At 71.5% G+C, this 23477-nt stretch carries 20 protein-coding genes and 1 riboswitch; of the genes, 5 read left to right on the forward strand and 15 right to left on the reverse strand.

Translation table 11 applies throughout. The features are described 5' to 3' along the window. Nucleotides 1-12: 12 nt before the first annotated feature. The 5 genes from ribH to ribD all read right to left on the reverse strand — a co-directional run bounded on the left by ribH (nt 13) and on the right by ribD (nt 4302). On the reverse strand, nt 13-498 hold the full coding sequence (gene ribH / locus ACTWQI_RS03825; RefSeq protein ID WP_443267414.1) for a 6,7-dimethyl-8-ribityllumazine synthase: 486 nt from the start codon (nt 496-498) through the stop codon (nt 13-15). Between the two features lie 79 nt (nt 499-577). Continuing rightward, entirely contained in the window at nt 578-1849 is a 1272-nt protein-coding gene (locus tag ACTWQI_RS03830) for a bifunctional 3,4-dihydroxy-2-butanone-4-phosphate synthase/GTP cyclohydrolase II (protein ID WP_443267901.1), read from the reverse strand. An 11-nt stretch (nt 1850-1860) separates the two neighbouring features. Then, nucleotides 1861-2505: a nicotinamide mononucleotide transporter family protein gene (locus tag ACTWQI_RS03835; RefSeq protein WP_443267904.1), complete on the reverse strand. Its 645-nt coding sequence runs from the start codon at nt 2503-2505 to the stop codon at nt 1861-1863. A 74-nt stretch (nt 2506-2579) separates the two neighbouring features. Further along, nucleotides 2580-3206: a riboflavin synthase gene (locus ACTWQI_RS03840; RefSeq protein WP_443267416.1), complete on the reverse strand. Its 627-nt coding sequence runs from the start codon at nt 3204-3206 to the stop codon at nt 2580-2582. Nucleotide 3207: 1 nt separating this feature from the next. Next, nucleotides 3208-4302 (reverse strand): bifunctional diaminohydroxyphosphoribosylaminopyrimidine deaminase/5-amino-6-(5-phosphoribosylamino)uracil reductase RibD, encoded by a 1095-nt coding sequence (gene ribD / locus ACTWQI_RS03845; RefSeq protein ID WP_443267906.1) that lies wholly within the window; start codon nt 4300-4302, stop codon nt 3208-3210. Nucleotides 4303-4487: 185 nt separating this feature from the next. Continuing rightward, nucleotides 4488-4618: riboswitch (FMN riboswitch) on the reverse strand. A gap of 387 nt (nt 4619-5005) precedes the next feature. Here ribD and ACTWQI_RS03850 point away from each other — a divergent pair. Further along, nucleotides 5006-7363 carry a chitinase C-terminal domain-containing protein gene (locus ACTWQI_RS03850; RefSeq protein ID WP_443267417.1) on the forward strand — a complete coding sequence of 786 codons (2358 nt, stop codon included), beginning with the start codon at nt 5006-5008 and terminating at the stop codon, nt 7361-7363. A gap of 180 nt (nt 7364-7543) precedes the next feature. Here ACTWQI_RS03850 and ACTWQI_RS03855 read toward each other — a convergent pair whose 3' ends face one another. Further along, nucleotides 7544-8749 (reverse strand): ROK family transcriptional regulator, encoded by a 1206-nt coding sequence (locus tag ACTWQI_RS03855; protein WP_443267419.1) that lies wholly within the window; start codon nt 8747-8749, stop codon nt 7544-7546. Between the two features lie 92 nt (nt 8750-8841). Here ACTWQI_RS03855 and ACTWQI_RS03860 point away from each other — a divergent pair, with 92 nt between their 5' ends. Further along, complete coding sequence (locus ACTWQI_RS03860; protein WP_443267421.1) at nt 8842-10128, forward strand: MFS transporter; 1287 nt, start codon at nt 8842-8844, stop codon at nt 10126-10128. Here ACTWQI_RS03860 and ACTWQI_RS03865 read toward each other — a convergent pair. After that, the gene (locus ACTWQI_RS03865) at nt 10125-10361 is read right to left on the reverse strand and encodes a hypothetical protein (RefSeq protein ID WP_443267423.1); all 237 of its coding nucleotides are present in this window, start codon (nt 10359-10361) and stop codon (nt 10125-10127) included. The two genes, ACTWQI_RS03860 and ACTWQI_RS03865, sit on opposite strands and share 4 nt — an antisense overlap. A 135-nt stretch (nt 10362-10496) precedes the next feature. Between ACTWQI_RS03865 and ACTWQI_RS03870 the strand changes: the two genes are divergently transcribed. Beyond that, entirely contained in the window at nt 10497-11183 is a 687-nt protein-coding gene (locus ACTWQI_RS03870) for a DUF5995 family protein (protein WP_443267424.1), read from the forward strand. A 42-nt stretch (nt 11184-11225) separates the two neighbouring features. Here ACTWQI_RS03870 and ACTWQI_RS03875 read toward each other — a convergent pair whose 3' ends face one another. From ACTWQI_RS03875 to ACTWQI_RS03910, 8 genes are all read right to left on the reverse strand, one after another. After that, nucleotides 11226-12944, reverse strand: coding sequence for a flavin monoamine oxidase family protein (locus ACTWQI_RS03875; protein WP_443267426.1), 1719 nt, complete (start codon nt 12942-12944; stop codon nt 11226-11228). Nucleotides 12945-12991: 47 nt separating this feature from the next. Then, complete coding sequence (locus ACTWQI_RS03880) at nt 12992-13792, reverse strand: carbon-nitrogen hydrolase family protein (protein WP_443267428.1); 801 nt, start codon at nt 13790-13792, stop codon at nt 12992-12994. Between the two features lie 190 nt (nt 13793-13982). Further along, the gene (locus tag ACTWQI_RS03885) at nt 13983-14381 is read right to left on the reverse strand and encodes a DUF742 domain-containing protein (protein WP_443267430.1); all 399 of its coding nucleotides are present in this window, start codon (nt 14379-14381) and stop codon (nt 13983-13985) included. 12 nt (nt 14382-14393) lie between these two features. Next, the gene (locus ACTWQI_RS03890; protein ID WP_443267432.1) at nt 14394-14828 is read right to left on the reverse strand and encodes a roadblock/LC7 domain-containing protein; all 435 of its coding nucleotides are present in this window, start codon (nt 14826-14828) and stop codon (nt 14394-14396) included. Next, nucleotides 14825-17206 (reverse strand): sensor histidine kinase, encoded by a 2382-nt coding sequence (locus ACTWQI_RS03895; protein ID WP_443267434.1) that lies wholly within the window; start codon nt 17204-17206, stop codon nt 14825-14827. The genes ACTWQI_RS03890 and ACTWQI_RS03895 overlap by 4 nt, the downstream gene beginning before the upstream one ends. Nucleotides 17207-17385: 179 nt before the next feature. Further along, complete coding sequence (locus ACTWQI_RS03900; protein WP_443267436.1) at nt 17386-17841, reverse strand: Lrp/AsnC family transcriptional regulator; 456 nt, start codon at nt 17839-17841, stop codon at nt 17386-17388. Nucleotides 17842-17851: 10 nt separating this feature from the next. Continuing rightward, on the reverse strand, nt 17852-19330 hold the full coding sequence (locus ACTWQI_RS03905; RefSeq protein WP_443267438.1) for an amino acid permease: 1479 nt from the start codon (nt 19328-19330) through the stop codon (nt 17852-17854). A gap of 380 nt (nt 19331-19710) precedes the next feature. After that, nucleotides 19711-21150: a GuaB1 family IMP dehydrogenase-related protein gene (locus ACTWQI_RS03910; RefSeq protein ID WP_443267440.1), complete on the reverse strand. Its 1440-nt coding sequence runs from the start codon at nt 21148-21150 to the stop codon at nt 19711-19713. A 328-nt stretch (nt 21151-21478) separates the two neighbouring features. On the opposite strand from ACTWQI_RS03910, the gene panD reads away from it, so the two are divergent. Both panD and ACTWQI_RS03920 read left to right on the forward strand, forming a co-directional pair. Continuing rightward, the gene (panD, locus tag ACTWQI_RS03915) at nt 21479-21910 is read left to right on the forward strand and encodes an aspartate 1-decarboxylase (protein WP_443267442.1); all 432 of its coding nucleotides are present in this window, start codon (nt 21479-21481) and stop codon (nt 21908-21910) included. A gap of 223 nt (nt 21911-22133) precedes the next feature. Next, nucleotides 22134-23435, forward strand: a complete 1302-nt coding sequence (locus tag ACTWQI_RS03920; RefSeq protein ID WP_443267443.1) for a serine/threonine-protein kinase — start codon at nt 22134-22136, stop codon at nt 23433-23435. Nucleotides 23436-23477: the final 42 nt, after the last annotated feature.

The raw sequence follows: 23477 nt of genomic DNA on the forward strand, positions 1-23477 counted from the left end.
TACCGGGTCCGCTCAGCGCCACGGTTCGGCGACCGTGCGGAGCAGGAGGGCCGTGGCGACAGCGGCCGTGACGGCCTCGTCGCCCTTGTCCTCGCGGGAGCCCTCCAGACCCGCCCGGTCCACCGCCTGCTCCTCGGTGTCGCAGGTCAGGACCCCGAAGCCGATGGGCACGCCGGTGTCGACCGAGACCTGGGTGAGCCCCTGGGTGACGCCCTGGCACACGTAGTCGAAGTGCGGGGTGCCGCCGCGGATGACGACTCCGAGGGCGACGATCGCGTCGTAGCCGCGTCCGGCCAGGACCTTGGCGACGACGGGGAGCTCGAAGCTGCCGGGCACGCGCAGCAGCGTGGGCTCGTCGATGCCCAGCTGGTGCAGTGTGCGCAGGGCGCCGTCGACGAGGCCGTCCATCACCTTCTCGTGCCACTGCGCCGCGATGACGGCGACCCGCAGGTCACCGCAGTTCTTCACGGACAGTTCCGGTGCGCCCTTGCCGCTCACGTCTCTCCTCGTCGATGCTGATCTCGAGTGTCGGTCTTAAGTGGTGGTCTCAAAGAGATGTGCTCAGGTGTTCACATGCTCACTGGTTGCCGCAGGCGGACACGTGCTCGCCGTCCAGCCAGGGCAGGTCGTGTCCCATCCGGTCCCGCTTGGTGCGCAGATACCGGATGTTGTGCTCGCCGGCCTGGACGGGCATCGGCTCGCGGCCGGTGACGCGCAGCCCGTGCTGCACCAGGGCCTCGGTCTTCTCCGGATTGTTCGTCATCAGCCGGACGCTCCGCACGCCGAGGTCGGCGAGCATCTGGGCGCCGGCGGCGTAGTCGCGGGCATCGGCGGGCAGGCCGAGTTCGAGGTTGGCGTCGAGGGTGTCCCGGCCGCGCTCCTGGAGTTCGTACGCACGCAGTTTGGACAGCAGGCCGATGCCGCGGCCCTCGTGCCCGCGCAGATAGATCACCACGCCCCGCCCCTCCTCGGTGATCCGTGCCAGGGAGGCGTGCAGCTGCGGGCCGCAGTCGCAGCGCAGCGAGTGGAAGATATCGCCGGTGAGGCACTCGGAGTGGATGCGGACGAGGACGTCCTCGCCGGAACCGATCTCGCCCTGGACGAGGGCGATGTGCTCGACGCCGTCGATGGTGGAGCGGTAGCCGTATGCCTGGAAGTCGCCGAAGGCGGTGGGCAGCCGGGTCTCGGCCTCACGCCGTACGGTCGGCTCCGAGCTGCGCCGGTGGGCGATGAGGTGCTCGATGGAGATGATCGCCAGGCCGTGCTTGCGGGCGAAGGGGATCAACTCGGGAAGGCGCATCATCGTGCCGTCCTCGGCCGCGATCTCGACGATCGCAGCGGCCGGGCGCAGGCCGGCAAGCCGGGCGAGGTCGACCCCGGCCTCGGTGTGACCGGCGCGGACCAGGACTCCTCCGGGGCGGGCCCGCAGCGGGAAGATGTGGCCGGGGCGGACGAAGTCCTCGGCCGTGCTCGCCCCGTCGGCGAGCAGGCGCAGCGTGGTAGCCCGGTCGGCGGCGGAGATGCCGGTGGAGACGCCGTGCTCGGCCGAGGCGTCTACGGACACGGTGAAGGCGGTGCGCATCGACTCGGTGTTCTGATCGACCATCTGGGGCAGGTCGAGGCGGTCGAGATCGGGGCCCTCCATGGGCGCGCAGATCAGGCCGCGGCACTCGCTCATCATGAAGGCGACGATCTCGGGAGTGGCCTTCTCGGCGGCGATGACGAGGTCGCCCTCGTTCTCCCGGTTCTCGTCGTCCACGACGACGACGGGCCGCCCGGCGGCGATCTCGGCGATCGCCCGCTCGACGGGATCGAGCCGCAGCTCCTCCTCGTCGTACCAGTTCTCCATGGCGATCGCGGTCACAGCAGGGCTCCTTCCGGGACGGGCCCGGCATCGCTGCGGGTGCGCAGCCACCAGTCGCGCATGCCCCACAGGACGAGGACGAAGTAGACGACGTAGACGAGGCCGGAGAAGGCGAGACCGCTGCTGAACGCGAGCGGTACGCCCACCAGGTCGACCAGGATCCAGGCGAACCAGAACTCGACCAGCCCGCGGGCCTGGGCGACCATCGCCGCCAGCGTGCCGACGAAGAGGTACGCGTCCGGCCAGGGGTTCCAGGACAGTTCGGGGACGGCGGTGAACAGGGCGCCGACGGCGAGCGTGCCGGCGGCCGTACCGGCGGCGAGCACCCCGCGCTCGCGCCACGTGGCGAACCGTACGGGGATCTCCCCGCCGGTGGTGCGGCGGCCGCGCTGCCACTGCGTCCAGCCCCAGACGGCGATGCCGATCACCAGCAGCTGCTTGCCGACGCCTCCGGTGAGCTCCGCGGACGCGTAGGCGACGACCAGGATGAGGCCGGAGAGAAGCTGGGCGGGCCAGGTCCAGATGGAGCGGCGCCAGCCCAGGGCGAGGGCGATCAGGCCGATGGCGTTGCCGATCAGGTCGGACCAGATGATGTGCTGGCCGAAGACGGTGAAGGCATGGCTCGACAACCAGTGGCCCAAGGGAGCCAACGTGGCCTCGGTCGCCTCCTTCAGCACTGTGCGGCCGACGAAGTCGGCGCTGGTGTCCGCGAGACTCACTGGGCCGCCTCCGCCGGTTCCGCACCCGCGCCCAGCATCCGCTCGACGTACTTGGCGACGACGTCCACTTCGAGGTTGACCGGATCGCCCGGCTCCTTGATGCCGAGCGTGGTGAGCGCCAGCGTGGTCGGGATGAGGCTGACGGTGAAGTGGTCGGGCCCGGCGTCGACCACCGTGAGGCTGATGCCGTCGACGGTGATGGACCCCTTCTCGACGACATAGCGGGTCAGGTCCTGGGGCAGCGAGATCTTCACGATCTCCCAGTGCTCGGCGCGCTTGCGCTCGAGGACCGTGCCGGTGCCGTCGACATGGCCCTGTACGAGGTGGCCGCCGAGCCGTCCGCCGAGCGCCATCGGACGTTCCAGGTTGACGCGGGAGCCGGGCGCCAGCGCCCCGAGGCTGGAGCGCTTCAGGGTCTCGGCCATCACATCGGCGGTGAACTCGCCGTCCTGGACGTCGACGACGGTGAGGCAGACGCCGTTGACGGCGATCGAGTCGCCGTGCCCGGCGTCCTCGGTGACGATCGGGCCGCGCAGTCGGAAGCGGGCGGAGCGATCGTCACCATCGCCGAGGTCCTCCACGGCGACGACTTCACCCAGTTCTTCGACGATTCCGGTGAACACGTCAGCTCTCCTGAGAGGTGATGGGAACGGCGGTGATGCGCAGATCGGGGCCGAGCCGCGCGGTGTCGGTGATGTCGAGCCGCAACGCCCGCGCGATGGTGCCGATTCCGGCGTCGCCGAGGGCGGCGGGGCCCGCGCCGAGCAGTGCGGGGGCGAGATAGCCGACGACCTGGTCGACGGCTCCCTCCGCGACGAAGGCACCGGCGAGGGTGGGGCCGCCCTCCAGCAGGACGGAGCGCACATCGCGCTCGTACAGGGCGTGGAGCAGGGCGGAGATGCTCAGGCCCGGGCCCCCGCGAGAGGCGCGCGGCAGCCGTACGGTCTCGGCCAGGCCCTCGAGGTGGGCGGTGTCGGCGTCCTCGGCGACGGCGACCAGCGTGGGCGCGGTCCCGTCGAGGACGCGGGCGCCCGGCTTGACGGCGGTGGCGTCGCTGTCGACCACCACTCGCAGCGGCTGGGTGAACTCGGAATTCAGCGGCTCGGCGTCCTGGACGCGAGCGCCGAGCTGGGGGTCGTCCGTTCGCGCGGTGCCGGAGCCGACGACCACGGCGTCGGCCCGGGCGCGCAGCCGGTGCACGTCGGCGCGGGACTCGGCTGAGGAGATCCAGCGGCTGGTGCCGTCCGCGGCGGCGATCCGCCCGTCGAGGGTGGCGGCGTACTTCCACCGGACGAAGGGGCGGCCGCGGCGTACGGAGGTGAGCCAGGCGAGGTTGCCGGCCTCGGCCTCGTCGGCGAGCAGTCCGCCTTCGACCTCGACCCCAGCCGCGGCGAGCCTGGCGGCGCCTCCGGCGGCCGTCGGGTCGGGGTCGGCGACCGCATGGACGACACGCGCGACGCCGGCGTCGATGAGGGCCTGGGAGCAGGGGCCGGTACGGCCGGTGTGGTCGCAGGGCTCCAAGGTGACCAGGGCGGTGCCTCCGCGGGCGCGCTCCCCCGCCGCGCGCAGGGCGTGGACCTCGGCGTGCGGGCCGCCGGCGCGCTGGTGCCAGCCCTCCCCGGCGACCTCTCCGGAGGCGTCGAGGATCACACAGCCGACGACCGGGTTGGGGCTGGTGGAACCGAGGCCCCGGGCAGCGAGCTCGATGGCGCGGCGCATGGCCGCGGCCTCGACCGGTTCTGCGGTGGCCACCGGGTCCTCCTGCCTCTTCGGGCGCGGACTCCGGGGCTGTCGAGATGACAGAAGCGGGAACAGCGCATCGGGACGCCGAGGCCTGGAAACGGCGATCGCCCTGCGAGGTGCGAGGACGAACCGCGGGGCAGCGGCGCACCGGTGCTCGCCCGCCGCGCACTGCCTCCCATCCGGACTTTCACCGTCGGTCCAGGAATTTCACCTGGTCAACCGGCCGCTGGATGCGGACGGGTCGCGGACTGTAACCGCCGGTTCGGACTTTCACCGACCCCGGAGTGCGCTGACGTCACTGGTACGGCCTCCAGTGTGCCATGGGCGGCGACCCGAGGTGCTGTGGGTTGCCTCACTCGGCCGGGCACCGTCGCACGAGGCCGTGGGCGAATCCGAGCGAATTCGACCGAACTCGCCGCTGTTCAGGGCCGATCGAGGGGCTGCGTCCACCGCGGCGCCCCCAGGGGTCCGGACGGTCGGCCGGGTCGATCCGCTGCGCCGACGAGGCGCCCATTGATGGGCGGCGACCCGGCCGATTGCCCGGTTCTGCCCGTCAGATGCCGATTGCCGCAGAGAGACCGGGCGTTGATATTGGTTCAGACCTATTGACCAGTTGGTCTAGTCCTTTTACCGTCCTGGCCACCCAGACCAGTCCGCATGCCCCCACCGGAGGCCTCCTGTGCCCCAGCGCACCAGAGCGAGATCCGTTCTCGCCGCGTGTACCGCCGCCCTCGCCGGGCTCGTGGCGGCCGCCGTCGTCGCGACTCCCTCGCACGCCGAGGATCACGCGGCGTGCCGCCCCGACGGGTTGTACGCCACCCCGGGCGTCGACATCCCGTACTGCTCGGTCTACGACTCCGCCGGTCGCGAGAAGTTGGGCGACGACCACCAGCGCCGGGTGATCGGATACTTCACCGGCTGGCGCACGGGGAAGGACGGCACGCCCGCCTACCTCGCCTCGGACATCCCGTGGGGCAAGGTCACTCACCTCAACTACGCCTTTGCGCACGTCGGTTCCGACCACAAGATCTCGGTCGGCGCGGACGGCGAGAAGAACCCCGCCACCGGAATGACCTGGCCGGGCGTCGAGGGCGCCGAGATGGACCCCGACTACTCGTACAAGGGGCACTTCAATCTGCTGAGCAAGTTCAAGAAGCAGCATCCGGACGTCAAGACGCTGATCTCGGTGGGCGGCTGGGCCGAGACGGGCGGCTATTTCGACGACAGCGGCGACCGGGTGGCCTCCGGCGGCTTCTACACGATGGCCACCAACGCCGACGGGTCGGTGAACCAGGCGGGCATCGACACCTTCGCGGACTCCGCCGTCGCCTTCATCAAGAAGTACGGATTCAACGGCGTCGACATCGACTACGAGTACCCCACCAGCATGAAGGACGCCGGTAATCCGCTGGACTGGTCCATCGCCAACGGCCGCCGCGCGGGGCTCGTCAAGGGCTACGCGGTGCTGATGAAGACGCTGCGCGAGAAGCTCGACCGCGCGGGCGCCGCCGACGGCAAGCACTACCTGCTCACCGTGGCCGCCCCCTCCTCCGGCTACCTGCTGCGCGGCATGGAGACGTTCCAGGTCCAGAAGTACCTGGACTACGTCAACGTCATGTCCTACGACCTGCACGGGGCGTGGAACGAGTACGTCGGCCCCAACGCCTCGCTCTACGACGACGGCAAGGACGGCGAGCTGGCCGCCGCGGGCGTCTACGGCACCGCCCAGTACGGCGGCGTCGGCTATCTCAACACCGACTGGGCGTACCACTACTTCCGGGGGTCGATGCCGGCCGGCCGGATCAACATCGGCCTGCCGTACTACACCCGGGGCTGGAAGAACGTCACCGGCGGCACGGACGGCCTGTGGGGCAAGGCGTCCTCGACCGACTGCCCGGCCGGCTCGGGGCTGACCAAGTGCGGGGACGGCGCCGTCGGGATCGACAACCTCTGGCACGACAAGGACACGGCGGGCAAGGAGTCCCCCGCCGGTTCCAACCCGATGTGGCACGCCAAGAATCTGGAGAAGGGCGTGGTCGGCGACTATCTGACGCGGTACGGCTTCCCGGCCGACACCAAGCTGACCGGCAGCTACGCCCGCAAGTACGACGCCACGCTCACCGCGCCGTGGCTGTGGAACGCCGAGAAGAACGTCTTCCTGTCCACCGAGGACGAGCAGTCGGTGAAGGCCAAGGCCGACTACGTGGTCGATCAGGGCATCGGCGGCACCATGGTCTGGGAGCTGGCTGGCGACTACGACTGGAACGCGGCCGAGGGCCAGTACGAGCCCGGGGACACGCTGACCACGGCGATGTACGAGAGGTTCAAGTCGGCCGCTCCGTACGGGGCCAAGCGCGCCACGATCACCATGCCGGCCGAAACCCTGGACATCGACGTCGACTTCGGGCAGTTCCCGCTGGGCGACTCCAACTACCCGATCAGCCCGAAGCTGAAGATCACCAACAACTCGAAGACCACCCTGCCGGGCGGCACCGAGTTCCAGTTCGACTACGCCACCTCCGCGCCCGGCAATGCCAAGGACCAGTCCGGTTTCGGGGCGAAGGTGATCCGCAGCGACCACACGGCGCCGAACAACATCGGCGGGCTGAAGGGCGACTATCACCGCGTCTCGCTCAAGCTCCCGAGCTGGCAGTCGCTCGCCCCGGGCGCGTCCGTGGACATCGACTTCGTCTACTACCTGCCGACCTCGACCCCGTCCAACTGGACGGTGACGGTGGGCGGCAAGGAGTACGGCCTCGCGGGCGACCTGGCCCGCGGCGCAAAACCGGGCGACCCCGGCGGCGGCTCGACGGGAGGCACGACGAGCGGCGGCACGACCGGCGAAACCACGGGAGGCACCACCGGCGGCGATGGCGGCACGTGCACCGCGCCCGCCTGGAACAGCACCACCGCCTACACCGGCGGCACTCAGGTCTCCCATCGGGGCAAGAACTGGAAGGCCAAGTGGTGGACGCAGGGCGAGGAGCCCGGCACCACCGGCGAGGAGGGCGTCTGGCAGGACCTCGGCACCTGCTGAGACCCACAGTCGGCCCTGGTGGGCGCGCGAATCCGGCGGCCGCGCCCACCAGGGTCTTCCACCCTTGGTCGGCTACGGCGTGCCTCATGGGCACCTCCGCCCGCCCGCAGGCCGGCGGATCACCGGGCCCGTACGGAAGCGGGGCGCACCCCGGCGGGCTGCCGTCGCGCGCCTCGGAGGTCACCCGCGAGGAGTGAAGAGCGCGTCCTGTGCCGCGTCCATCGCCGTGAGGACTGCGCCGCGCAACACCGCGCCGCCACCCACCGTTCCGGCGCGCACCTCGGTGTGCAGCGGGGACATGCGCGCGAGCCGCTCCCCCACCCGCCGTGCGAGAGGTTCGCCGCCCGCGCGGCCGACCTCGCCGCCGAGCACGACGCATCCCGGGTCGAGCACCGCGGTGACCGCGGCCGCGCCCATACAGACACGGTCGGCGAGCGCGTCCAGAAAGGCCGCGCCACGGTCCGTCGGGGCGGACCGTACGGCCGCCTCCGCCGCCGGGGCATCGTCCGCCGTGCCCGGCACTGCGATGCCGTACTCGCGGGCCAGCGCGCAGACCGCCGCGCTCCCGGCCAGGGAATGGAAGCCTCCGTCGCACCCGGTGGCCGTCGGCAGCACCGACGTGCCGGGCACGGGCAGGAAGCCGATCTCGCCGGTGCCGCCCGAGGCGCCGCGGCGCAGGGCGCCGTCGAGCACCACGGCCGCGCCGACGCCGTGGCCCAGCCAGAGCAGGACGAAGGTGTCGCGGTCGCGCGCGGCCCCGAGCCGCTGCTCGGCGACGGCCGCGAGATTGACCTCGTTCTCCAGCAGCACAGGTACGCCGAGCCGGTGCCGCAGTTCGGTGACGAGCTCGCCGTGCCACGCGGGCAGCGCGCCCGTGCCGCGCAGCCCGCCGGTCGCGGGGTCCACCAGGCCCGGTGCGCCGACGCCGACCGTGTGGAGCGCGGCGGCTCCGGCCTGCGCGGCGGTGCTCTCCAGCAGCGCGACGGCTGCTTCGACCACCGGCCCGCTGGCGTCCGCGGGGTCGACGGGCAGGGACGATTCGGCGAGGGGGCGGCCGAGCAGGTCGGCCACGGAGACGGCCACTCCGTCTGTGCGGACGTCGATGCCGGCCAGATGGGCGCGGTCGGCCACGATCCCGTACAACCGGGCGTTCGGCCCCCGCCGCTCGGCGCCGGCCTCGCCCACCACCGCGATCAGCCCGGCCCCTTGGAGGCGTTCGACGAGGTCGGCGACGGTCGGCCGGGACAGGCCGGTCATCGTCTTGAGCTGACCAGCCGTCAGCGGGCCTTCCTGCTGCAACAGCCGCAGAGCGAGCCGGTCGTTGATGGCCCTGGCTGTGCTCGGCGAGGCGGTGCGGCCGGCCGGGGTCACACGAGTTGAGGTCACGCCGGGATCATCCCTCCAAGCTATTTATCAGGTTGCCTTCCTGATAATTTACCGGGAGGCTGCTGAAGGACGCGACGGGGAGGCTGGGCTGTATGGAGAGCATCGGCGCGCCAGCCGGCCAGGGCGGGGAAGGGTTCGCTCAGCGGCGGCTTCGCGGATCCCGCGTGGCCGTCGCCGCCGTGTTCGCCGTGCACGGCGCGGTCACCGGCAACTTCGCCACCCGCATCCCGTGGATCCAGGACCATACGGGCATCAGCGCAGGCCAGCTCGGCCTCGCCCTCGCCTTCCCCGCGATCGGCGCCTCCGTCGCGATGCCCTTGGCGGGCCGGGTCAGCCACCGCTTCGGCGCCCGGGCGGCCCTGCGCGGCCTGCTCGCGCTGTGGACCGCGTCCCTCGTTCTTCCCGCACTGGCGCCCGGACTTCCGGCGCTCTGCTGTGCACTGTTCGTCTTCGGCGCAACCGCCGGGATGGCGGACGTCGCGATGAACGCCCTGGGTGTCGAGATCGAGGACCGGCTCGGCAGGCCGATCATGTCCGGGCTGCACGGCATGTGGAGCGCGGGCGCGCTGGCGGGCTCGGCCATGGGCACCGTCGCCGCCCACGTCGATCTGGACGCCCGCGCTCACCTCGCGTTCGCGGCCACCGCTCTCACTGCGCTCGGAGCACTCGCCTGCCGGGGCGTCCTCGACCTACGCAGCGCCCCTGACGAGCACCCTCCGCCACGCTTCGCGCTGCCCCCCAAGTCGGCCCTGGTCATCGGCGCCGTCGGCTTCTGTGCGGTGTTCGCGGAGGGCGCGAGCCTGGACTGGTCCGCGGTCTACCTGCGCGATGCCCTGGGCACCTCGGCCGGTACCGCGGCGGCGTCCACCACCGCGTTCGCCTGCACGATGGCGGCTGCCCGGCTGGCCGGGGACGCCGTGGTCGGACGCTTCGGTGCCGTACGGACGGTCCGGGTTGGTGGGGTCCTGGCTACGGCGGGGGGCGCGCTGGTCGTGGCGGCCGGACTCCCCCTGCCATCGGCGCTGGGGCAGCTGGTGCTGGCCATGGGCGGTTTCGCGCTGATCGGCCTGGGTGTGGCGGTCGTCGTGCCCCTGGCCTTCGCCGCGGCCGGGCGCAACGGCCCCGCGCCGAGCCAGTCGATCGCGGGCGTCGCGACGATCACCTACACCTCCGGTCTCGTCGCCCCGTCGGCCATGGGGTCGATCGCCGACGCGACATCACTGACGGCGTCTTTCGGCCTGGTCACGGTGCTGGCGTTCGGGCTGGTGCTGGGCGCCGGCGTGCTCCGGCCGACCGGCCGGCGCGCGCAGGCCGCGGAACTGCGGGGCGCGCCCGCCGAACAGACGCGGCAATCGGCCGGAAGTCCCGGCGATTCCTAACCGCGCTGAGACTCCTTCGGCCCGTCCTCGGGCAGGCCGTCGCCATCCTGTTCGCCGGGCGGTTCCTCGTGCGCCGGGCACTCCGGGTTCCCGCACGGTCCCGGCTCCCAGACCGGGACGTACGCGCCGAACACCTTGCGCCGCCTCGTCGCGACCGCCGGCACCGGCTCCTTGCACACGGGGCAGGAGAACTTCGCGGCACTCCAGCCGTCGGGCTCCTCGTTACGGGCCATATCTCCACGGTAGACGCGGCCGCGGGGCACGGCCAGGGACCTTCCCTCGTCAGTTCCCTCGGCCATTAGGCCGTTCCGGTCAACCCGACGCCGCACGGCCCGTGTCTCCCCGGACCGCCCTGTCACCCTGTGCACATGACGACGACCGACCCCCTCCGGGCGCCGAACCTGCAGCAGGTCGCCGAGCGGATGCGCACGCTCGACGCGGCGCTGCCGGCGCGGGACGGCGTCTCCGTCTTCAACCGGGTTTATCTGTCGGTGACGGAGGAGATCGGCCGCCGCTCGGAGGAAGGTTTCTTTCGGTACCCGTCGGCCGCTTCGGAGCTCGGGACGCGCTTCGCCGGGCGATATCTCCACGCGGTCGACGCCGCCGCGGCGGGGCTGCGGCCCCCGGCGTGCTGGCGGCCGCTGTTCCAGCAGCGCCGCCACCCGGGCGTACGACCGCTGCAGTTCGCGCTCGCCGGGATCAACGCCCATGTCGGACACGACCTGGCACTTGCCGTGGTCGACACCTGCAGGGGGCTCGAGTGCGAACCCGAGTGCCTGGAGACCGACTTCGAACGAGTCGGCGATGTGCTGACCGCACTGGAGGACCGGATCCGGGAGGACCTGATGCCGGGTCCCGACGTCCTGGACCTCGCCGATCCGCTGACGCATCTGGCGGGGGCGTGGAGTCTGGGCCGGGCCCGGGACGCCGCGTGGGCGGCGTCCCGCGTGCTGTGGGGACTGCGGCACACTGACGAGCTGTCCGCGCAGTTCGTGACGCAGCTGGCCGAAGGGGTCGGACTGATCGGCCGTTTCCTGCTCACTCCCCTGGACTGACGCCCTCCCGGCGGAGAAGCCTCACCCCCGTGGTGCCACCGGTCAGTCCTCCGACAGCTCCACCGGTGCGATGGCGTCGTAGACGTCGCCGGGCCCCGGGTTGGCCTCGTCGGTCCGCCCGCCGAAGCGCTTCATGACCCCCCATACGGCGTTGAGCGCGGTCTGCACGGCGCCCTCCGCCCATCCGGCGGTCCAGGAGATGTCGTCGCCGGCGAGGAAGATGCCTCGCTTGTCCTCGGGCAGCCGGTCCTGCATGAAGTGGGTGAACAGGCGCCGCTGATAGCGGTAGTGACCGGGCAGGTTCGCCTTGAAGGCGCCCATGAAGTAGGGCTCGTTCTCCCAGGAGACGGTGACCGGATTGCCGATGACGTGCTTGCGGATGTCGACCTTCGGATAGATCTCCGACAGCGACTTGAGCATGACCTCCATCCGCTCGTTCGCGTTCAGCGGCAACCACTTGAGGCTGTCGTCGCACCACGTGTACGAGAGGCAGATGACGGCGGGCCGATCCGGCCCGTCGTCCAGGAGGTACGTGCCCCGGGTCATCCGGTCGGTGAGCGTCATGCTCATCACGTCCCGCCCGGTCGGCTCCCCCTTGTCGTCGACGGCCTCGTCCAGCCAGAACGGCCGGTCGACGGGCACGAAGAGCTTGGACGACTCCATGTAGTGGGTGCGCTCGATCGCCGTCCAGTGGTCGATGGGGAAGAGCTCGTCATCGCACTCGATCTTGGACAGCAGCATCCAGCTCTGCGCCGTGAAAATGGCCGCCTGGTACGTGCGGATGTCGCCGGTCGCGTCGGTGACGGTGATGCGGTTGCCCGCCGTACGGCGCAGCCGGGTCACCGCGGGGCGGGGCTCGCCGCCGTGCAGCGACTTCAGCGACGTGCCGTACGGCCAGTGGACGATCTTCTCCGGCTCGCGCGCCCAGAGCCGCAGCGGAAGGTGCTGGCTGCCGCCGACGATGCCGCGGTGGTCGTCGTCCGCGCCCGTGTAGACGACGCGCAGGATCTCGAGGATGGAGTTGGGGAAGTCGGTGTCCCAGCCGCCCGTGCCGAAGCCGACCTGGCCGAAGATCTCCCGGTGCCGGAAGGATGCGAAGGCCGGGGAGTCACAGAGGAAGCCGTAGAAGGTCTGGTTGTCCAGCTTCTCCACCAGCCGCGCCCAGATCTCGCGGATCGTCGGGACGTCGCGCTCGCGCAGAGCGCGCTGCATCCGGGAGAAGTCGGCGCCCTCCTCCAGGCAGGCGTTCCAGGCGTTCATGACCTGGGTGTACACCTCGGGGAGGTCCTCGAGCGTGCGGGCGTAGTGGGACTCGCCCTTGAGGTCGACGACGGTGGACGGCGTGTCGGCCGCAAGGGGGTTGGGGAACGGCTTGGTCTCCAGGCCCACCAGGTCGACGTAGTGCTGGAAGGCGGTGGAAGAGGGCGGGAAGCGCATGGCGCCCATCTCCGCCGTGAGCTGCTCGTCGCAGCCCTCGAAGCCGACCGTCCGCAGCCGCCCGCCGATCTGGTCGGCCTCGTAGACGACGGGCTTGAGGCCCATCTTCATCAGCTCGTAGGCGGCGACGATGCCGGAGAGACCGCCGCCGATGACCGCGACCTCGGTGCCGTGCTCGGTCGCGGGGATCGAGCCGAGGCCCGCCGGGTGGGCGAGGTAGTCGTCGTAGGCGTACGGGAAGTCCGGGCCGAACATGGTGATCGGCGGCTGCTTCTGCGCCTCGGCGTGCTGCTCGTCGTGGACGGCGGTGGGCACGGACGTCATCGGCTTGGCTCTCCTGGTGAAAACGGGGCGGCGGCGGGGATGGAGGCTCAGACGAGGGAGCCGTACAGCTCGGGCCTGCGGTCGTCGAGGTAGCTGTTCTCGGCCCGGGACTCCTTGAGGGCGTCGGGGTCGACGTCGGCGAGGATCAGATCCTCGGCCGTGCCCGCCCGGGCCCGTACGGTCCCGTCGGGCGCGGCGAGACAGCTCAGCCCGGCGAAGTGGAAGTCGCCCTCGGGGCCGCAGCGGTTGGCGTACGCGATGTACAGCTGGCTCTCCCAGGCGCGGACCGGGAGGACGGACTGCGTGACGATCTCGTACGGGCGCATCAGGGCGGTAGGGGCGAGCAGCAGCTCGGTGCCGGCCAGGGCGTGGGCCCGTACGCTCTCCGGGAACTCGACGTCGTAGCAGATCAGCAGGCCGATCCGGACGCCGTCGAGGTCCGCTTGGACGACCGGCTCGTCGCCGGGCGTGAAGTGGCTGGTCTCGAACGCGCCGAAGAGGTGGGTCTTGCGGTAGTTGGCCAGGCGCGTGCCGTCGGTGCCGATCAGCTGGGCCGCGTTGTACCGGACGCCACCGGCGCGCTCGGGATAGCCGTAGGCGATGGCGAGACCGTGCTCGGCGGCGATCCGGGCGACGCGCCGGGCGCCGGGGCCGTCGGCGGGCTCGGCGAGATCGGGCAGTGCATCGCCGACGGCGTAGCCGGTGAGGTACAGCTCGGAGGTGACCAGCAGACGGGCGCCGGCGTCGGCGGCCCTGCGGGCGGCATGCTCCAGCGCGGCGAGGCTGTCCTCGCTGCGGCGGGGAACGCCGGCGGGGCCTTGGAACAGCGCGGTGCGCAGCGGCGCCATGGAACCTCTTCGCGGGAGCTCGCCCAGCCTGCCTGACGGCACCCACAGCGATAGCTGAGGAAGGTGGCTGGAGGGTGTCGGGATGTCCCCACGACGGTACGTTTCCCGCTCAATGGCGGACAAGGCTCGTCTGTTGCGCATCTGCGCACGATTCATTGCGCGATGACGGCGCCTCGCGGCGAATCGTTGTTCAGATCTGGCGGAGCCGGGCGACGACCTCCCGCAGCAGCTCCGGGTCCGGCTGCTCGGGGGCGGCCGGAGGGCTGCCAATCCTGGCGAGTCCGGCGTCGACCAGGTCGCCGACCAACACCCGTACGACCGTGAGCGGGAGATCGGCGTCCGCGGCGAGCTCGGCGAGGGGCCGCGGGCCGCGGCGGATCAGGGCGAGGAGCGAGGCGCGGGCGTGGTCCAGCGCCTGCCGGGGGTCCATGCCATCGGCTTCGGTGTCTACGGCTGTGACCTGGGCCATCATGTCGTAGTGGCGCTTCGTGGCGGGGCGGGTACGGCCCCGGGTCACGGTGTAGGGGCGCACCATGGGCCCGGCCTCGCCCTCGTACCAGTGCGCCTCGTCGTGCGGTCTTTCCGTCATCCGTCGGGGCCTTTAAGTGACCGAGCGGGCCGAGGAGGCCATGTGCCGGCCGGCGCGCTTGACGAGCAGCGACATCTCGTAGGCCAGCTGACCGATGTCCGTGTCCATGCCGGCGAGCACCGCCAGGCAGCTGCTCTCGCCCGCCTGGGTGATGATGAGGTACGCGTCGTCGAGCATGACCATCGTCTGGCGCACGGATCCGACGTCGAACCGGTCGCCGACGCCCTTGGCGAGGCTGTGGAAGCCCGAGCTGACGGCGGCGAGGTGGTCGATGTCCTCTTTGCGCATCCCCTCGGACGCGCTGGTGGCCAGGCCGTCCGAGGACAGCAGCACCGCCTGCCGTACGTCATCGGTGCGGGCGACCAGGTCGTCCAGCAGCCAGTCGAAGCCGCCCGCCCGGACCTCGGCGGCGTCCCGGTCGTCGCGTGTCGTCTCGTCGTGGGTCATCGCCCGCTCCCTCGGTCGTGCTCGGTGTCCGGCTCCTGCGGTTCATCGCCGCCGCCGCGCCCGCGCTCCAGTCCGCGCTGGAACGCCCCGAAGATCGCGCCCATGCGCTCGGGGGTCACCTCGTCGTCCCGGTCCTCGGTCTCCGACCGCTCGAGGCGGAGCTGCGGGGCGATGCTCGCCTGGCGTACCCGGGTCGGGAGGGGCGGGACCTTCGTGGCTGCGGGTGGCGGGGCGGCCGCAGCGTCCGCGGAGGGCGGCGGAACGGCCCGGGCCGGGGCGGGGTCCAAGGCCCGAACAGGGCGAGGGCCCGTCGTCGCAGCGCGGGCGGTGGCCGAGGCACGACCCGGCTCAGGGGCGGGCTCGGCCTTTCTGCGCAGGGCACGCCCGGCCCAGGCACGGGCCCGGTCCGCGGCAGCACGGTCCCCGACAACGATGTCCGTAGCGGCGGGCGCCTCGGGCGCGGGCGTGACCTCCGCCAGGACGGCGCCCGGCAACAGGACCACGGCCGTGGTGCCGCCATAAGGGGACCGGGTGAGTGTCACCCCGATCCCGTGGCGCTCGGCGAGCCGCCCGACGACGTACAGGCCCAGTCGTTCGGTCTGCGTGGGGTCGAAGTCGCCTGCTCGGCTGAGGGTGCGGTTGGCCTCCTCCAGCTCGTCGGTGTCCATGCCCAGGCCACGGTCGTCGATCTCCAGGACGAAGCCGCGGCGCGCGTCCCCCAGCCGCATGGTCACCTGGGTGTGGGGCGGGGAGAAGGCCGTGGCGTTCTCGACGAGTTCGGCGATGAGGTGGACGACGTCCGCGACCGCCTCGCCAATGACGCCGATGGGAGGCATCGGCGGCACGACCACGCGCGCGTACTCCTCGATCTCGCCGACCGCGGAGCCGACCACGTCGACCACCGGCACCGGGTTGCGCCACCTGCGGCCCGGAGTGGAACCGGAGAGGATGATCAGTCCCTCGGCGTGGCGGCGCATCCGGGTGGTGAGATGGTCGATGCGGAAGAGGTCGTCCAGGACGTCGGGGTCGTTGGTGCGGCGCTCCAGGGTGTCCACCAGCTTCAGCTGCCGGTGCACCAACGCCTGGTTGCGACGGGCGATGTTGAGCAGGACGGCGAACATGCCCCGGCGCAGGCCGGCCTGCTGCACCGCCGCCTCGACCGCGGCGCGGCGCGCGGTGTTCAGCGCCTGCCCGACCTGTCCGATCTCGTCCTGGCCCGCCGCCTCGTCCCCGTACGACAGCGGTGGTGCCGCCGCAGCGGGATCGACCTGCTCGCCCGCGCTCAGCCGGTCCATCACATCGGGAAGCTGACGGGTGGCCAGCACGTCGGCGGCGTCGCGCAGGTCTTCCAGGCGGCGGGAGATGCGGCGGCCGGCGCGGACCGAGAGCCAGACGGACAGGCCCACGGCCAGCAGCCCGAGTCCGCCGGCGACACCCGCCCGGATCAGCTCCTCGGTGGCGAACGCCCGTCCGCGGGCGGCGGAGTTCTTGGCTGCCTCGGTGCACAGCAGCATGTAGCGCTCGACAGCCCGGTCCATGGTGGTGCGCCAGGAGTCCTCGGCGACCGCCTTGCCCGCGCCTCGCTGACCGGCCTTCACCAGCGCGTCCTCGCCGTCGGTGAGGGCCTTGTACTCCGATCCGCGCTGGAACCTCTCGAAAAGCTCCCGGGAGTCGGCGGGGAGGGCGGGCACGTACGTGCGCTGGAAGACCCGGCGGTCCTCGATCGTCGCGGCGAGGGTGCGGAACTGGCCCGGGTCGAATTTGCCGGCCGCACGGGCCCCGGCCACGAGCGCGTCCTCCCGGGAGACGAACTCCCGGACCCGTACGAGTTCGATGACGACCTGGGCCTCCGTGGCCAGTTGCCCCGCCTGGAGCGCGGTGAGGGCGGACTGGACAGCGAAAGTCGGCTGCACGACGGCCGTGTAGTCGTCGACGGCGCGACTCCAGCTGATCTCGCGGGAGATGACCTTGTCGCGCAGCTCGGGCAGCCGGTCGGCGGCCGCGAGCATGGCGTCGAGGGCGGCGCGCTGCTGGTCGGTGAGGTCGCCCTGCCGGGCGGGGTCGGCGGCCGCCGTGCGCATGGCCTGGACGGCCTGGTCCGTGGAACGCTGCTGTTTGGTCAGCGCGGCGATCCGGGAGGTGCTGTTCTCGGAGGCCAGGAAGGCGGCGGCCATGCGCCGTTCGATCTGGATCTGCCCGACGGCCGTGTCCACGGGCGAGCCGAAGTGCTCGTACACGCTCTGCAGCCGGATCAGGGCCCGCAGGTCGCCGGTCATCGACACCACGGCGAAGGCCCAGAGCGCGAGCAGTGCGGCGATCGGGATCAGGGTGAGGGCGACGATCCGGGTGCGGATCGTGGTGCGGCGACGCCGGCGCATGGTCTCCCCGGGGTCAGAGGACTGGCTGAGCCAGCACGGTAGCGCCCCGGCGGACCGAGGTTACTCAGGCGTACGCAAGAGATGACATTCATCACTCCGGTTCGGGTCAACAAGCGCTCTCCGCCCGGGGGTTTATATCGGGATGTGTCGCTCGCCGGGTCTCCGTCGCCGGACAGGTCCTAGCCGGGTGCGCCCGAGCTGAAGCGGCGCAGCAGCGGCGAGAGAACCAGCACCGACTTCGTCCGCTCGACGAACGGCTCGCCCGCGATGCGTTCCAGCACCCGCTCGAAGTGCCGCATGTCGGAGGCGAAGATCTGGACGATGGCGTCCGCGTCGCCGGTCACGGTCGACGCGGACACCACCTCCGGGTAGCGCGAGAGGCCGCGGTGGATCGCCTCGGGCGAGGTGTTCCGTCGGCAGTACATCTCGATGAACCCTTCCGTCTCCCAGCCCAGCGCCGCCGGATCGACCCGGACGGTGAAGCCGATGATGGCTCCCTCCGCCCGCAGCCGGTCCACGCGCCGTTTGACGGCGGGCGCGGACAGGCCGACCTCGGCGCCGATGTCGGCGTAGGAGCGGCGGGCGTCCTCGGCGAGGGCGTGGACGATGCGTTCGTCGAGCTCGTTCAGTCGCACTACGGGGAAATCACTTCTCTACGGAGGCCAATCGCGAGCGGCGGATGCCGTATCCGAAGTACAGCACGATCCCGGCGAGCATCCAGCCACCGAACACGGCCCAGGTGATGCCGGGCAGCTCCAGCATCAGGTAGCCGCAGAGCAGGAAGCCGACGATCGGGGTGCCCGGGAAGAGCGCCACGCGGAAGGTGCGCGGCATGTCGGGCCGGGTGTACCGCAGAATGACCACGGCCACGTTGACCAGGGCGAATGCGAAGAGGGTGCCGATGCTGGTGGCGTTGGCCAGCTCGCCAAGCGGGATGGCCGCGGCGAGGACACCGCAGAAGAGCGAGACGATCACGGTGTTGGCACGCGGCGTTCCGGTCCGCGCGTTCACCTTGGCGAAGACCTTGGGCACCAGTCCGTCGCGGGACATCGCGAAGAGGATCCGGGTCTGGCCGTAGAGGACGGCGAAGACCACGCTGGCGATGGCGACGACCGCACCGACCGAGAGCACGACGCCCCAGAACGGCTGGCCGGTGACGTCCTTCATGATCTGGGCGAGAGCTGCCTCGGTGCCGTCGAAGTCCTGCCACGGCATGGCTCCGACCGCGACCAGGGCCACCAGGCAGTACAGCACCGTGACGATCAGCAGCGAGAGCATGATCGCGCGCGGCAGGTCGCGCTGCGGGTTCTTGGCCTCTTCGCCCGCCGTGGAGGCGGCGTCGAAGCCGATGTAGGAGAAGAACAGCGTGGCGGCCGCGGCGCTGATGCCGGTGATGCCAAGTGGCGCGAGCGGAGCGTAGTTGCCCGCCTTGATGCCCAGGAAGCCGACGACGCAGAAGAGCAGCAGGGTGGCGACCTTCACGACGACCATGATCGTGTTGACCCGGGCGCTCTCGCGGGCGCCACCGAGCAGGAAGACCATGGCGAGCAGGACGACCGCCAGCGCCGGGAGGTTGACGATGCCGCCCTCGCCGGGTCCGGCGGTGAGCGCGTCCGGGATGGTGATGCCGAGCGTGCCGCCGAGCAGTTCGTTGAGGTACTCACCCCAACCGACCGCGACGGCGGCGACGGAGACCCCGTACTCCAGGATCAGACACCAGCCGCAGATCCAGGCGACGATCTCGCCCATGGTGGCGTAGGAGTACGAGTACGAGGAGCCGGAGACCGGGATGGTGCCGGCCAGTTCGGCGTAGGACAGGGCGGAGAACAGTGCCGCCAGGCCGGCTATCACGAAGGAGACGGCGACGGCGGGTCCGGCGACCGGAACCGCCTCGCCGAGCACCACGAAGATTCCGGTGCCCAGCGTCGCGCCGATGCTGATCATGGTCAGCTGCCACACGCCGAGGGAGCGCCGTAGCGTGCCGCCCTCGCCCTGGCCGCCCTCCGCCACGAGCCGTTCGACGGGCTTGCGCCGCATAAGCCGGGCACCGAGGCCCGCGGCGGACGGTCGGGGGGAGCGCGGCTGACTGTCTGCGGCCGGTGGGGCTGCGCCGTGGTCCAACACTGGGGTGGCTCCTTCATCGCTGCCGGTCGAGGGCGGGTACCGACGGCGGCCCCGGGCGGGCAGGGCAGGACAGCCCAGAGCGAGGGGACCGCCGAGCAGGCGGTCTCCGCCACTCCACGTACAGCGCACGACCTTACGAGCTGGGCAGATGCCCCGTAATGCACGAACCTTGCGCATCCACGCACAATCGTTGCGCAATAGGTCGCGCGCACAGGGAATCGTTGCAGGTCACCGCATGGATCAGCAAATTGGGCAGGAGGCGGCGAGGGGCGCTCCCATACGTTCGCCCCACCCGGCGGGGCCGGATGGGGCGACGTGCGACCACGGAGCCGCGATCGGTGCGATCGGTGCGATCACCAAGGCCGGGACAGGCCGGACCCTCAGTCCCAGCTGACGTGCAGCGGCTGGCCTTCGGCGTAGCCCGCGGCGCTCTGGACACCGATGACGGCGCGCTCGTGGAACTCCGCCAGCGAGGCCGCGCCCGCGTAGGTGCAGGAGCTGCGCACGCCCGCGATGATCGAGTCGATCAGGTCCTCGACGCCCGGACGGTCCGGATCGAGGAACATCCGCGAGGTGGAGATGCCCTCCTCGAACAGGCCCTTGCGCGCCCGGTCGTACGCCGACTCTTCGGAGGTACGGCTCAGCACGGCACGCGCTGAGGCCATGCCGAAGCTCTCCTTGTACGGCCGCCCGTCGGGGGTGTGCTGAAGGTCGCCGGGGGACTCGTAGGTGCCGGCGAACCAGGAGCCGATCATGACGTTGGACGCACCGGCGGCCAGCGCCATGGCCACGTCGCGCGGGTGCCGGACGCCGCCGTCGGCCCACACGTGCTTCCCGAACTTCCGCGCCTCCTCGGCGCATTCGAGGACGGCGGAGAACTGCGGTCGACCGACGCCGGTCATCATCCGGGTGGTGCACATGGCGCCCGGACCTACGCCGACCTTGACGATGTCGGCACCGGCCCCGATGAGGTCGCGCACGCCCTCGGCGGCGACGACGTTGCCCGCGACGACCGGTACCTGCGGGTCGATGCCGCGCACCGCGCGCAGCGCGGTGATCATCGACTCCTGGTGGCCGTGTGCGGTGTCCACCACGAGGGTGTCCACACCGGCGTCGAGCAGCGCCTTGGACCGGCCCGCGACATCGCCGTTGATGCCGACGGCCGCGGCGATGCGCAGCTTGCCGTCGGCGTCGGTCGCCGGGGTGTAGAGGGTGGCCCGCAGGGCGCCCTTGCGGGTGAGGATGCCGGCCAGCTTGCCGTCCTGGTCCACCGCTGGGGCGAGCTTGCGGTGGGCGGCGTCGAGCCGGTTGAAGGCCTCGCGGGGGTCGATGTCCGCGTCCAGGACCAGCAGGTCCCGGGACATGACCTCGGACAGCTGGGTGAAGCGGTCCACGCCGGTCAGATCGTGCTCGGTGACGACGCCGACGGGGCGGCCCTCCTCGACCACGACGCCCGCGCCGTGCGCCCGCTTGGGCAGCAGGGACAGCGCGTCGGCGACGGTCGCGTGGGGGGTGAGCACGATCGGTGTGTCGAGGACGAGGTGCCGTTCCTTGACCCAGCCGACGACGTCGGCGACGACGTCCAGCGGGATGTCCTGGGGGATGACGACCAGGCCGCCGCGGCGGGCGATCGTCTCGGCCATGCGGCGGCCGGCGATTGCCGTCATGTTGGCCACCACGAGCGGAATGGTCGTGCCGGTCCCGTCGTGGGAGGACAGGTCCACACCGTGCCGCGAGCCCACCGCTGAGCGGCTCGGCACCATGAACACGTCGTCGTACGTCAGGTCGTACGGCGGCTTCTGGTCATTGACGAATCGCATACTAACTCTCTCACCTGCGATTTTACCTGGGGAGCGGGCGGGGAGTCAGCACAGAACCAGCACCGGGTCGGTCTGCGGCTCCTAGTTCATCATCCACGATTTCGCCACGTCAGGGCGAACCCCACGCAGGACTCTGTACCTTCGGCCGAGGCGCGCTCCTCGGCTCCGTACCTTCGACCAAGGACTGCACGCACTGCACTCGGCACGCACGGGCCCCACCGTGCGTGGTCCCCGTCACCGCCTTCGGGGCGCCCTCCGCGTAACATGGCCACGCTGGCGCGCACCTCGCTGCGAGGGCGCGACCCTCGTCTCTCAGGAGCGTGACGCTGTGCTGCGCACCATGTTCAAGTCCAAGATCCACAGGGCCACGGTGACCGAGGCCGATCTGCACTACGTGGGGTCGGTCACGATCGACGCCGCCCTGATGGAGGCCGCCGACCTGCTGCCCGGCGAACTCGTCCACATCGTCGACATCGACAACGGGGCCCGCCTGGAGACCTACGTCATCGAAGGCGAGCGCGGCTCGGGCGTCATCGGCATCAACGGCGCGGCCGCACATCTGGTCCACCCCGGTGACCTGGTCATCCTGATCAGCTACGCGCAGGTGGACGACGCCGAGGCACGTGCGCTGCGGCCGAAGGTCGTGCACGTCGACGCGGACAACCGGATCGTCGCGCTGGGCGCCGACGCCTCTGAGCCGGTACCCGGCAGCCGTACGTCACGCAGCCCGAACGCGCGGACGGCAGCGGCGTCGCTCTGACGCGCGGGGAGCGGCAGCGCGGGGTCGGTGGCGCTGTTGCACGTTCTGGGGTCGCGGCGGGTTGCGGGCCGCGAACGCCGACTCGATCGCCCCTCGCGGGACGGGACCCGTTTGGGCTGCGGATTACCGCACAGTACCTTCACTTCCCGTGACCGGATCCGTGACATGCGGTGGGTACGGTGAGCCGCCATCGTGCAACGTCGGGTCTCCAAGGGTGGTGCGGGTGGACGAGCTGGCAGCAGGGCGGTATCGGCTGCTGGAGGTGCTGGGCCGCGGCAGCATGGGCGAGGTCTGGCGCGCCGAGGACACCACGCTCGGCCGCCAGGTCGCGGTGAAGCTGCTGCTGGAGACGATGGGGGTACCCGACGCCACCGAGCGGTTCCGGCAGGAGGCACGGACCACAGCCGGACTGAACCACCCGAACCTGCTGGCGGTCTACGACTTCGGTGAGGAGCAGGGCCGCTGCTACCTCGTCATGGAACTGGTGGCCGGACACAGCCTCCGCGCCGAACTGGCCGCCCGAAGCGGGCCCTTGGACGTTGAGGAGGCATGCCGGCTGGTCGGGCACGTCGCATCCGGGCTGGCGGCGGCCCACGAGGCCGGGATCGTGCACCGGGACATCAAGCCCGGCAACCTGCTGCTCGCCGACGGCAGTGTGAAGGTCGCAGACTTCGGGATCGCCCGCATCCAGGGTGCGGCCGCCACCGCCCTGACCACCACCGGCGAGGTATTGGGCACCAGCGCCTATCTGGCACCGGAGCGCGGCATGGGCCGCGCCGCAGGGCCGGAGGCGGATGTGTACGCGCTGGGCTGTGTGCTGTACGAACTGGTCTGCGGCCGCCCGCCGTTCACCGGGGACGCTGTGGCAGCCGTGGTGTACCAGCACGTCGACGCCGCACCCGTACCACCCCGGGAGGTCCGCCCCGAGATTCCGGCGGCGGTGGAGTCGCTGCTGCTGCGGATGCTGTCCAAGGACCCCGCCGCCCGCCCCGCGGCCGCACAGGTCGCCAGCTGGCTTCGCACCGCACCCGCGGCTGACCTTCCTGTGTCCCTCGCCGAGCCGAAGGCCGGGGCTGCCGTGGCGTTGCGGCAGGAGGGCCGGATCCGCCTCCCGCGCCGGGGCACCGTCCTCAGCGGGACCGCGGTCGCCGCGGTGTTCGCCGCCTCGGTCGTCGCCGGCCACCACCTCAGCACCAGCGGCGACACCGACGCCGCCACCCCGCCACGCACCACCGGGCCCGCCGCGCCCGCACGCCCGTCCCCATCGCCCACCACCGCCTGGCCCGCACGTACCGGCAACCCCGAACCTGCTCTGCCCGTGCAGCAGGAGCACACCGGGCCCGCCGCACCGGCGACACCATCGCGGGGGGAGGCCGCCCAGCAGACCGCGGAGGCGGACAAGCAGGCCGCCGAAGAGGCCCGCGAGACGGCGGAGGAGCAGCGCAATCGACTGGAAGAAGAACGGAAGAAGGCAACTGAAGACGCCAGGAAACGGATCGAGGACGCTGCCAGGGCTGGCGGGTAACCGCGACGGACCGCTGCCGCTCGAACCCGAGGGTATCCCCGC

Origin of the sequence: Streptomyces sp. KR80 (genome assembly GCF_052245555.1) — a bacterium.
Classification (GTDB): Bacteria; Actinomycetota; Actinomycetes; order Streptomycetales; family Streptomycetaceae; genus Streptomyces.